Genomic DNA, 11,451 nt, shown 5'->3' on the forward strand with positions numbered 1-11,451 from the left:
CCGCGGCGGCGGCCGTGGTCGCGCCCGACGCGGCCGTGCGCTGCGGGGCCGACTGCATCCAGGTTCTCGGCGGCATCGGATTCACGTGGGAACACGACGCCCACCTGTACTACCGTCGCGCACTGACCTTGCGCGGGCTGCTCGGCCGGAGTTCCAAGTGGACCGACACCGTCGCCAGGTACGCGCTGAGCGGCGTCACCCGGCCGGTCGCCATCGACCTGCCCGAGGGCAGCGAGGCGATCCGCGAGTCGGTGCGCGCCGAACTGGCGGAGATCGCCGCGCTCGGTCCCGACGAGCAACTCGTGGCACTGGGCGACGGCGGGTGGGTGCAGCCGCACCTGCCCCGCCCCTACGGCCGCGACGCCGGACCACTGGAACAGGTTGTCATCGGCGAGGAGACGAAGCGGGCGGGCATCCAGATGCCGGAGCTGCTCATGGGCGGCTGGGCCGTCCCGCCGATCGTCGCCTACGGCACCGAAGGGCAGAAACAGCGCGTCGTGGTGCCGACCCTGCGCGGCGAAGTCGTGTGGTGCCAGCTGTTCTCCGAACCCGGCGCGGGCTCCGACCTGGCGTCGCTGACGACGAAGGCCGAGCGCGTCGACGGCGGCTGGAAGATCAACGGGCAGAAGATCTGGACCACCGTGGCCCAGTTCTCCGACTGGGCGATGCTGATCGCCCGGACGGACCCGGCCGCGCCCAAGCATGAGGGCATCACGTACTTCATCCTCGACATGACCACGCCGGGCGTGACCGTGCGCCCGCTGCGCGAGGCCACGGGCTCCGCGCTGTTCAACGAGGTGTTCCTCGACGACGTGTTCGTGCCCGACGACTGCGTGGTCGGCGAGATCAACTCCGGCTGGACGGTCGCCCGCGCCACCCTGTCCAGTGAGCGGGTCGCGCTCGGTCGAGGGAACGCGTCTTACCCGACCCTCGCCGACCTCTTGCGCTTCGCCGCGGGTCGCGATCTTGACGCCACTGCGATCCATCGGGTCGGAGAGTTCGTGTGTGAGAACCAGGTTCTTGACCTGTTGGGGGCTCGGACTGTGCTCAAGCAGTTGTCTGGCGCTGATGTCAGCACGACTTCGAGTGTGGGGAAGTTTCTGAGCATGCGGTTCGGGCAGCAGATCGCTGAGTTCTGTCTGGCTGAGCTTGGGGTGGCTGGTGCGGTGGCGGTCAAGGGGGAGCCGAGCGACAAGTGGATGGATCAGGTGATTGCTTGTCGGGCCATGACGATTTATGGCGGGACTACTGAGGTGCAGCTCAATGTGATCGGTGAGCGCATGCTTGGGCTTCCGCGGGATGCCGATCGCTGAGTTCTTGGGTGGGTGCCTGTTTGGGTAGAGTAGTTAGCCAGTCCTGCGGTTGGCCTGTTTGCGGCGGGCCGATGCCACGAGGTAGTTGGTGAGCTGGTTCAGCACGGCACGTGCCTTGTGGGTGTCGCGGTCGATGATCCAGTTCAGGGTTGCGCCGTCGAGGGTGTTGTGGAGGAATCGGGCGAGGGTGGGCAGGTGGACTGTCCACTCCATCCTCGTCGCCGCTGAGATTGTCTCCAGGACGGTTGTCGCTGCCGTCGCGTAGTTGTCGTACTGCTTGCGGGCTACCTTGGCCAGCGTGGGGTCGCGCAGGACGTACTGGGTCAGTTCGTAGGTGACCTGGTGTTCGCCGGGGTTGCTCTCCACGTGCGCCCAGTATGCGTCGATGCTTGCCTTGACCGTTTCACGCAGCGTGCGTTGTGGGTCGATGTTCTGGGTGGCTGCGCGGGTGTTGCGCTCGTTGATCCCGTCGAGGACCTGCAGGAGCAGTTCTTCCTTGGAGTTGAAGCAGTAGTGGAAGAACCCGAGCCGCATGTCGGCCTCGGCGACGATCGCCCGGGTGGTCGCTTTCGCGACTCCCTCGCGGGCCATGACCCTGATGGCCGCCTCGACCAGCGCCGCGCGGCGTTCGTCGGCTGACATCCGGGTCATGGCGGGTGCTCCTTCGACGGCGGTCTCCGTAGGGTCGAAGTCACCCGTGGATCTTGCCCAGCACGGTCTGCGCCTGTGCCCTCGCGCCCGCTGAGTTCGGGTGGAACGGCACCGCGACCGCGACTCCGTTGAGGGACAACGGGATCAGGCCCTCCACGTACCGGGTGAACGGCCCCTGACACACGTCACGGCCGATGGTCGGGGTGTAGGTGTCGACCAGTTCGGCGCCGGTCACCGCCGCCGCGTCTCGCAGGGCGGTGTTCAGTTCGCGGAGTTTGGCGGAGAGCCACTCCATGTCCTGGGTGAGGATCGGCACGACGGGCCAGCAGCCGCCGGACTTCGGCAGCCCGGCCAGGTAGTTGACCACCAGGACGCGGGCCTTGGGGGAGCGGTGCTTGATCTCGCGCAGGGACGTGATCACCTTCTGCTTCGCGACGCGGATGTTCTCCGACATCCGGTCCACGCCGCCGACGACCCAGTTCTGCTTGCAGTAGGTGCCCAGCGGGGCGGGCAGCGGCAAGGGCAGCAGCGGCGGCAGCAGGTTGAGGCAGCCGACCACAGCTCCCGCCAGTCCCGCGTCGTTGCCCCCGATTCCCACCGTCACCAGGTCCGTCGACGTGGTGAGCCGGTCGAACTGCGGCGGGTTCGTGCCGCCGAGGGGCAGGCCGGTCTGCGGGTTCGCGAAGTGCTCCGTGGTCGCCGAGCCGCAACTCGCGTCGCGGAACGTCGACACACCAAGGGCCGCCGCGACGAGTTTCGGGTAGTTCACCGTCGACTGCGCGCCGTCGACGGGGGCGTGTTCGGCCGTGGGCGGTCCGATCAGGACGACGTCCGCGGTCCACGAGTCGCCGAGGGCCACGTACTCCTCGTACTTCGGGGCCGCCGCCGCGTTCGGCGCGAGGGTTGCGAGGACAGTCATGGCGGTGGCGACGGCGGCGAACGTTCGGCGACTCGTCATGGACGCACCTCTTCGCATCACTGATCTTGGTCGGGCGACCAAATCGACAGTCAGCCCATTGTCATGAGACGTTCGTCCGCGCACAATGACCCATTCGGGCTAATGTGAGCTTGTTTCAAGTCTTGTCGCGGTGGCTTCGACACCCGGCGCGCAGGCGGCGTCCGGCTAATCTGACTGGACGCACGTGGACCAGGGAGGCGTTGTGGGGCGAGAGAGTGCCGGGGCGGTGCTCGGCGCGAACATCCGTGCGCTGCGGGCGGAGCTGGGCCTGTCGCTGTCGGAACTGGCGCGGCGCTCGGAGATCGCGAAGGGCACGCTCTCACAGCTGGAGAACGGCGCGGGCAACCCGACGATCGATACGGTGTTCAGTCTGTCGAACGCTCTGCGGGTCCCGGTCTCGTCCCTGCTGACCGAGCAGTCGAAGCCCGGGGTGGTGCTGGTCCGATCGGCCGGGCTCGACGTGCTCAGCAGCAACGCGGTCGACCTGCGCCTGCTGCGCAGGCTCGACCTGGTCGAGACGGTCATGGAGGTCTACGACCAGCGGGTGCGCCCCGGCGAGGTGCAGCAGTCCGCGGGACATCCCGGATACGAGCACGTCGTGGTCACGTCAGGCGTGCTCCGCGTCGGTCCGATCGCCGAGCCGTACGTCCTCGAACCCGGCGACTATGTGTGCTTCCCGGGCCACCTTCCGCACCTCTACGAGACGGTGGAGGGCCCGGTGACCTCCGTGCTGATGCTGCAGTACCCGGTGGACGCCGGGAAGACCCCGATGGCCGGTTCCTGCGCGGTGTCGAGCGCCGCCCGACCTCAGGGTTGACGTTCTGGGCTCCGCCCCTTAACGTCGCCGGTGTTCACTTTAATGAACGCTGGAGGCGATGGCTGTGTACCCGGACGTGGTGGTGGTGGGCGCTGGTGTCATCGGCGCCGCCTGCGCGCACGCGCTGACCGCCGCCGGGGTCCAGGTGACGGTCCTCGACCGCGGCGCGCCCGCCTCGGCGACGACGGCGTCCGGTGAGGGCAACATCCTGGTGTCGGACAAGGCACCCGGCCCGGAACTCGACCTCGCCATGGCGTCCCGCCTGCACTGGCCGGCGCTGATCGCGTCGCTGCGTGAAGACCTGGGCGAGGGCGCGGAGATCGAGTGGGAGGCCAAGGGGGGCCTGGTCGTCGCCACCACCCCCGCCGCCGCTCGACCCCTCCTCGACTTCGCCGCCGCCCAGCGCGCCGTCGGGGTCGACGCCCGCGAAATACCGGCGGAGCGGGCCCGCGACTTCGAACCGCACCTCACCCCGGCCGTCACGGCCGCCGTGCACTACCCGCAGGACGCCCAGCTGCAGCCGGTCCTGGCCGCGTGCGCGCTGCTCGCGGCCGTCCGCAAGCGCGGCGGCACGGTGCGGTCGGGGGTTACGGTGTCCGGAGTGGACACCGACGCCACCGGCCGCGTCCGCGCGGTGCGCACCTCCGAAGGCGACGTCGCGTGCGGCGCCGTGATCAACGCCTGCGGCCCGTGGTCCGGCGCCTTCTCCACCGCCGCCGGCGCGCCCATCGCCATCCTGCCCAGGCGCGGGATTGTGCTGGTCACCGCCGCGCTGCCGCCGACCATCCGACACAAGGTCTACGACGCCGACTATGTCGGCGCGGTGGCCAGCGGCGACGCCGACCTGCAGACCTCCAGCGTCGTCGAGTCGACCCCCGCGGGCCCGGTCCTGATCGGCTCCAGCCGCCAACGCGTGGGCTTCGCCGACCATCTCGAAGTCGCCGTCCTGCGCGAACTCGCCCGCAAGGCGGTGGCGCTGTTCCCGATCCTCGCCGACGTCCCGGTGATGCGCGCCTACGGCGGCTTCCGCCCGTACGCGCCTGACCACCTCCCGGTGATCGGTCCGGACCCCCGGGTATCCGGCCTCTGGCACGCCACCGGCCATGAAGGCGCCGGCATCGGCCTCGCCGCCGCGACCGGAAGGCTGATGGCCGAGCTGCTGACCGGGGCCGAACCGCACGTCGATCCGACACCGTTCCGAGTGGACCGCCCGGCCCTGATGGAGGCGGCGTGAACAGGGAAGTCGTGTCCCGGCCCGATCTCGGTGGCGACGGCATGCACGTCACCGTCGACGGCGTGGCCCGGTCCGCCCGGCCCGGCCAGACCGTGGCCGCGCTCCTGCTCGCCGCCGGCCAGGTTTCCTGGCGGGACACCAGGACCGGCGGCAAACCCCGCGGCCTGTTCTGCGGCATCGGCGTGTGCTTCGACTGTCTGGTCGTGGTCAACGGCATCCCCGACGTCCGCGCCTGCCAGCGGGTCCTCGCCGACGGCGATGAGGTCCGCACCCAGCACGGCGCCGAGCTGCCGGAGGCGCGGTCATGACCAGACACGTCGTGGTCGTCGGCGCCGGGCCCGCGGGCATCAACGCCGCTCTCGCCGCCGCCGACGCGGGCGCCGAGGTCACCCTCGTCGATTCCGCGCCCACCGTCGGCGGCCAGTTCCACCGGCTGCCCGCGGGGGCCGGACCGGACAAGGTCACCGGCGGCACCAGGCTTGTCGAGCACCCCGGGGTCCGCCTGCTCACCGACACCGCCGTCTGGACGATCGAGCCCCTCCACAAAGGACATGTGGTCCACGTCCGCACCGGCCAAGCCGACGGACCCGGCCGCCGCGGCGAGACCCTGACCGCCGACGCGCTCGTTCTCGCCACCGGCGCCTACGACCGCGGCTTGCCGTTCCCCGGCTGGGACCTCCCCGGCGTCGTCACCGCGGGTGCCGCCCAAGCCCTCGCCAAGGGGCAAGGAGTCCCGATCGGCAAGCGCGTCCTCGTGGCGGGCACCGGCCCCTTCCTGCTGCCCGTTGCCCAGTCCCTGACCGGCGTCGGCGCCAAGGTCGTGGAAGTGCTGGAGGCCAACGGCGGCATCCGCGGCTGGACACCGTCCGCGCTCTTCGCCGGGCGGGGCAAGCTCGCCGAACTCGCCGGGTACGCCCGCCTGCTCGCGAAACACCGCATTCCCTACCGAACCAGGCGCACGGTGATCGCGGCCCATGGCGAGGACCGGGTCACCGAGGTGACCACCGCTGCCCTCGACCGAGACTGGCAGGTCCGGCCGGGCACCGAGCGCCGCTTCCCGGTCGACGCGGTCTGTGTGGGCTTCGGTTTCACGCCCCAACTCGAACTCGCGGTCTCCGCGCGTTGCCGTCTTGTCGACGGCTTCGTCGAGGTGACATCCGCCCAGGAGACGTCGGTTCCCGGCGTGTTCGCCGCCGGTGAGCTGACCGGCATCGGCGGCGCCGACCTCGCCGCGGCGGAGGGCGCCATCGCTGGCGCCGCCGCCGCCTGCCAGGCGATTCCCGAAGCAGCCCGGCGGAAAGCGCGCCGAGGCCGGACCTTCGCCGAAGGGCTGGCCGCCGCTTACCCGGTCCGCCCTGGCTGGCGCACCTGGCCCGACGACGACACCTTGATCTGCCGGTGCGAAGAGGTCACCCTCGCCGCCCTGCGCACGGCCGCACGGGAGCGCGACGCGCTCGGTGTGCGGTCGCTGAAGCTGACCAGCCGCGTGGGCCTTGGCCTGTGCCAAGGCCGCGTCTGCGGACGCAACGCCGCTGACCTGGCCGCCGGGTTCACCGGCGGCCGCTACGACCCCGCCGACACGGCCAGACGGCCGATCGCGGCACCACTGCGCCTCGGCGAACTCGCCGAGGACCCCGAGAAGGAGAAGACGTGACCCAGGAACGGCTCGACGGCGTGATCGTCGCCACCGCGCTGCCCTACGCCGAAGACCCGAAGGCGCCCGCCGGTCTGCGCCCGGATCTCGACCGCTACGCCGAGCACTGCCAGTGGGTGGTGGCCAACGGCTGCCGCGGCGTCGGGCCGAACGGCTCCCTCGGCGAGTACTCCTCGCTGACCGACGACGAGCGCAGGCAGGTCGCCCGCACCGCGATCGAGGCGGTCAAGGGCACCGGCGTCGTCGTGGTCGGCGTGCACGGCGCGGGTGCCCACCAGGCGCGGCACTGGGCCGAAGTGGCCGCCGAGGACGGCGCGGACGGCGTGCTCTGCCTGCCGCCCACCATGTACCGGGCCAACCACGGCGAGGTGATCCACCACTTCACGGAGGTGGCCAAGGCCGGGCTGCCGATCATGGTCTACAACAACCCGATCGACACCAAGGTCGACCTCACCCCCGAGCTGGTCGCCGAGATCGCCCAGATCGACAACGTGGTCGCGGTCAAGGAGTTCTCCGGCGACGTGCGCCGGGTGCTGGAGATCCGCGAGGCCGCCGACATCGCGGTGATCGCCGGGGCCGACGACGTCGTCCTGGAAAGCCTGCTGATGGGGGCCACCGGCTGGTTCGCCGGGTTCCCGAACGTCTTCCCCGCCGAGTCCGCGCGCCTCTACTCCCTTGCCATGGAAGGGAAGCTGGCCGAGGCCCGAGCGCTGTACGAGCCGCTCGTCGCCGCTTTCCGCTGGGACTCGCGCACCGAGTTCGTCCAGTCGATCAAGTTCGGCATGGACGTCCTAGGCCGGTTCGGCGGACCCTGCCGCCCGCCGCGCGGCCCGCTGGCCGACGAGCAGCGCGCCCGCCTGGGGCAGGACATGCGCAAGGCTGTCGACTACCTCCGCGCGCACCCCGTGGCGGCCTGACATGCGGTCCGCCCGGTATTTCAGCGCCGTCGACTCGCACACCGAGGGCATGCCGACCCGGGTGATCACCGGCGGTGTCGGCGTCATCCCCGGTGACACCATGGCGGCCCGCCGCGAGCACTTCATGGCCAACCTGGACCACCTGCGCGAACTGCTGATGAACGAGCCGCGCGGCCACTCCGCCATGAGCGGCGCGATCCTGCAGCCGCCCACGCGGCCCGACGCCGACTGGGGCGTGCTCTACATCGAGGTGTCCGGCTGCCTGCCGATGTGCGGGCACGGCACGATCGGCGTGGCCACGGTCCTGGTCGAGACCGGCATGGTCGAGGTGAGCGAGCCGGTGACCACGGTTCGGCTCGACACACCCGCCGGTCTGGTCCTCGCGGAGGTCGCCGTGCGCGACGGCCGCGCGGAGCACGTGACCGTGAAGAACGTTCCCGCGTACGCCCACGAACTCGACGCCACCGTCGAGGTTCCCGGCTACGGCGAGGTGCGCTACGACCTCGCCTACGGCGGCAACTTCTACGCCATCATCCCGCTGGACACGCTGGGCCTGCCGTTCGACCGCGCGGCCAAGGACTCGATCCTCGCCGCTGGACTGTCCATTATGGACGCGATCAACGCCCGACGCAGGCCCGTGCACGTCGCCGATCCCAGCATCAGCGGCTGCAAGCACGTCCAGTTCACCGCGCCGGGCCAGGAAGGCAGTCACTCACGCAACGCGATGGCGATCCACCCCGGCTGGTTCGACCGCTCGCCTTGCGGCACCGGCACGTGCGCCCGGATGGCCCAGTTGCACGCCAGGGGTGAGCTGAAGCTGGAGGAGGACTTCGTCAACGAGTCCTTCATCGGCACCCGCTTCACCGGCAGGCTCATCGAGGAGGTCCCGGTCGGCGACCGGCTCGGCGTCCTGCCCACGGTGACCGGCCGCGCCTGGATCACCGGCATGGGCCAGTACCTGCTCGATCCCGAAGACCCGTTCCCCAGGGGGTTCCAGCTGTGACCCGAGTCGTGTCCACGTCGCCGCAGCGGCCGTCGGACGTGGTCGTGGAAATGCCCGTCACCAAGCCCGCCGCCGTGCTCGCCGCAGCGGCGCAAGCCCGTGTCGCGCAACGTGAGTGGGCGGCCGCCGCCCCAGGTGTCCGCGCGACCGCGCTGGCGGGCATCGCCCAGGCGGTCGCCGACAACGCCGCCGAGTTGGCCGCGCTGGCCGTCCGCGAGGTCGGCAAACCGGCCACCGAGGCGGCGGGCGAGGTGGCCAGGGCTGTTGCGCTGCTGCGGTACTACGCCCAGCAGGCGTTCGATCCGATCGGCGAGACCTACGCGACCGGGGCCGGTCTCGGGTTCACCGCGCGCAGGCCGCGCGGGGTGGCCGGGCTGATCACCCCGTGGAACTTCCCGCTGGCGATCCCGGTGTGGAAGTCCGCGCCCGCGCTCGCGTACGGCAATGCCGTGCTGATCAAGCCGTCCCCGGACGCCACCGCGTGCGCGCTGAGGTTGGCCGAGATCTTCACCGCCCATCTGCCTGAGGGTCTGTTCACCGTGCTTCCCGGCGCGGCTGACACCGGCGCCGCGCTCGTGTCCTGTGTGGATGCTGTGTCGTTCACCGGGTCCGGCGCGGTCGGCAGGGGAGTCGCGGTGGCCGCCGCCGGACGGGGAATCCCGGCCCAGTGCGAAATGGGCGGACTGTCGGCGACGATCGTCCTGCCCGACGCCGACCTTGGCCGCGCGTCGGTCGACATCGCCTACGCGGCAATGGGGTTCGCGGGCCAGAAGTGCACGGCGACGAAACGCGTGATCGCCGTGGGCGACAGCGGACCGCTCGCTGAGGCACTCGCGGGCAAGGTGGGCGAGCTCGGACTCGGCGACCCGGCCGAACCCAAGGTCGTCGTCGGCCCGGTCATCAGCGACGCGGCCCGCGACCGAGTGGCCGACGCGGTGACGCGCGCCCGCGCCGAGGGCGGCCGGGTAGTGGCTTCCGGCACTGTCGCGGGAGACGAGGGCTGGTTTGTGGGCCCCACAGTGATCGCGGGCCTGGGACCGGACGCCGTGCTGAATCGCGAAGAGGTCTTCGGCCCGATCTGCACGCTCACCACCGTCCCCGACCTCGACGCCGCGCTCGCCATGGCGAACGGCACCGACTACGGGCTGGTCACCTCGGTCTACACCGCCGACCTGGACGTCGCCCTGGCCGCGGCGGACCGCTGCGAGTCGGGCATGGTGAAGGTGAACGCCCCGACCGCGGGCGTCGATTTCCACCTCCCCTTCGGCGGCGAGAAGGACTCCGGCTACGGCGGCCGCGAACAGGGCAAGGCCGCGGCGCTCTTCTACACCTCCTCCCGCACAGTGCAGATCGGAGCGAACCGGTGACCCGTCCGGCACGACGTGATCCCAGCCGCCTTGTCGAGGCGACCGGCTTCCGCGACTTCGTGGGCTCGGGATGGGGTCCGGGCGACCGGGAGGCGCGCCTGCCCGACGGCGCGGCCCAAGCCGCCCGGGCGCACCGACAGCGGCTCAGCGATGCCCTGCCGGGTAAGCGGATCGTGGTCGCCGCGGGTGGGCGCCGGTCCGGGCCAACGACACCGACTACGGCTTCCGGCCGGACAGCGACTTCTCGTGGCTGACCGGCTGCCACGCCGAGGGCGCGGTGCTCGTGCTGCGGCCCGGACACGACGCGGAACTGTTCCTGCGTGAGCCCGCCGGGCCGGACGAACCCGACTTCTTCGCGAACGCGCGCGACGGCGAACTCTGGATTGGCCCGAGCCCAGGACTCAGCGAGTGGTCCGAGGCGCTCGGCCTGCGGTGCCGGTCGCTGGAGAAACTGCCGTCCGCGGTCCGTGGGCGACTCCCGGAAATGCTCACGACACCCGGTGTCGACCCACTTCTCGACGCCCTGGTCCCCGGCGCGCCCGGCGGCGAACTCCGCCGCACGCTCGCGGAGCTGCGGCGGATCAAGGACGACTGGGAGATCGGGCAGCTGCGCCACGCGGTCGACGCCACGATCCGTGGCTTCGAAGACGTGGCGGGCGAACTGCCGACCGCGGTCAAGGGCGGCGGCGAGCGGTGGCTGCAGGGCACCTTCGACCGGCGCGCCCGAACCGAGGGCAACGGTGTCGGCTACGCCTCGATCGTCGCGGCGGGCTCGCACGCGCCGGTCCTGCACTGGGTGCGCAACGACGGCGCCGTGCCGGAGGATTCGCTGCTGCTTCTCGACGCGGGAGTTGAGGTCGACACGCTCTACACCGCCGACATCACCCGGACGCTGCCGGTGTCGGGGGAGTACAGCCAAGTTCAGCGCCAGGTCTACGACCTCGTGCTGAGCGCCCACCGCGCGGCACTGGCGGCGGTCCGTCCCGGCGCGGGCTACGGCGCGTTCCACCGCCGCGATGCGGGTGTTGGCGGAAGGCCTGCACGACTGGGGTCTGCTGCCAGTCTCGGTGGACGAGTCCCTCGAGATCGGCAACCAGCACCACCGCCGCTACATCGTGTGCGGTGTCGGGCACTTCCTCGGCCTGGAGGTGCATGACTGCGCCCACTCCTCGGCGGAGATGTACCACGACGGGGTGCTTGAGGAGGGAATGGCGTTGGCCGTGGAGCCGGGCCTTTACTTCCACCCCAACGATCTGACGGTCCCGCCGGAGCTGCGGGGGATCGGTGTGCGGATCGAGGACGACGTTGTCGTGACCGCCCAAGGCATCGACGTGTTGTCGGCCGACTTGCCGGTCGAGCCGGACGCACTCGAACAGTGGGTGCGTTCCCGCGTCGGGCGGTATCGAGTGTCCTAGCCGGACCTTCCTGGCTTTCTTGATCGTTTGGCGTGTCGTCCTTGCTGGCACTGGAGAATCCAGCATCCAGGGTGTATTACCTAAACGTGCCCTCGATCGTCGGTAAACGCATCAGCGGGAAG

At 70.8% G+C, this 11,451-nt stretch carries 10 protein-coding genes and 1 pseudogene; 9 read left to right on the forward strand and 2 right to left on the reverse strand.

Annotated features, from left to right (window positions below; translation table 11 throughout):
• A partial coding sequence (locus ACRDSQ_RS09710; RefSeq protein ID WP_431420514.1) for an acyl-CoA dehydrogenase family protein occupies positions 1-1,313 on the forward strand: 1,313 nt, incomplete at its 5' end.
• Positions 1,314-1,346: 33 nt separating this feature from the next.
• Here ACRDSQ_RS09710 and ACRDSQ_RS09715 read toward each other — a convergent pair.
• Both ACRDSQ_RS09715 and ACRDSQ_RS09720 read right to left on the reverse strand, forming a co-directional pair.
• Complete coding sequence (locus ACRDSQ_RS09715; protein WP_431420515.1) at positions 1,347-1,964, reverse strand: TetR/AcrR family transcriptional regulator; 618 nt, start codon at positions 1,962-1,964, stop codon at positions 1,347-1,349.
• Between the two features lie 40 nt (positions 1,965-2,004).
• Complete coding sequence (locus tag ACRDSQ_RS09720) at positions 2,005-2,922, reverse strand: SGNH/GDSL hydrolase family protein (RefSeq protein ID WP_431420516.1); 918 nt, start codon at positions 2,920-2,922, stop codon at positions 2,005-2,007.
• Between the two features lie 202 nt (positions 2,923-3,124).
• Here ACRDSQ_RS09720 and ACRDSQ_RS09725 point away from each other — a divergent pair, with 202 nt between their 5' ends.
• The 8 genes and pseudogenes from ACRDSQ_RS09725 to ACRDSQ_RS09760 all read left to right on the forward strand — a co-directional run bounded on the left by ACRDSQ_RS09725 (position 3,125) and on the right by ACRDSQ_RS09760 (position 11,329).
• A complete protein-coding gene (locus tag ACRDSQ_RS09725) occupies positions 3,125-3,739 on the forward strand; it encodes a helix-turn-helix domain-containing protein (RefSeq protein ID WP_431420517.1) in 615 nt (204 codons plus the stop codon).
• Between the two features lie 58 nt (positions 3,740-3,797).
• Positions 3,798-4,973 (forward strand): NAD(P)/FAD-dependent oxidoreductase, encoded by a 1,176-nt coding sequence (locus tag ACRDSQ_RS09730; protein ID WP_431420518.1) that lies wholly within the window; start codon positions 3,798-3,800, stop codon positions 4,971-4,973.
• Between the two features lie 41 nt (positions 4,974-5,014).
• Positions 5,015-5,281 carry a (2Fe-2S)-binding protein gene (locus tag ACRDSQ_RS09735; protein ID WP_431420523.1) on the forward strand — a complete coding sequence of 89 codons (267 nt, stop codon included), beginning with the start codon at positions 5,015-5,017 and terminating at the stop codon, positions 5,279-5,281.
• Positions 5,278-6,627, forward strand: a complete 1,350-nt coding sequence (locus ACRDSQ_RS09740) for an FAD-dependent oxidoreductase (RefSeq protein ID WP_431420519.1) — start codon at positions 5,278-5,280, stop codon at positions 6,625-6,627. The genes ACRDSQ_RS09735 and ACRDSQ_RS09740 overlap by 4 nt, the downstream gene beginning before the upstream one ends.
• Positions 6,624-7,544, forward strand: a complete 921-nt coding sequence (locus ACRDSQ_RS09745) for a dihydrodipicolinate synthase family protein (RefSeq protein WP_431420520.1) — start codon at positions 6,624-6,626, stop codon at positions 7,542-7,544. Before ACRDSQ_RS09740 ends, ACRDSQ_RS09745 begins: the two co-directional genes overlap by 4 nt.
• A 1-nt stretch (position 7,545) precedes the next feature.
• Entirely contained in the window at positions 7,546-8,547 is a 1,002-nt protein-coding gene (locus ACRDSQ_RS09750; RefSeq protein WP_431420521.1) for a proline racemase family protein, read from the forward strand.
• Positions 8,544-9,914 carry an aldehyde dehydrogenase family protein gene (locus ACRDSQ_RS09755; protein ID WP_431420522.1) on the forward strand — a complete coding sequence of 457 codons (1,371 nt, stop codon included), beginning with the start codon at positions 8,544-8,546 and terminating at the stop codon, positions 9,912-9,914. Before ACRDSQ_RS09750 ends, ACRDSQ_RS09755 begins: the two co-directional genes overlap by 4 nt.
• Positions 9,915-10,164: 250 nt before the next feature.
• Positions 10,165-11,329 (forward strand): annotated as a pseudogene (locus ACRDSQ_RS09760) (M24 family metallopeptidase).
• Positions 11,330-11,451 lie beyond the last annotated feature (122 nt).

It is taken from the genome of Actinokineospora sp. (assembly GCF_050699995.1).
Lineage (GTDB): Bacteria > Actinomycetota > Actinomycetes > Mycobacteriales > Pseudonocardiaceae > Actinokineospora.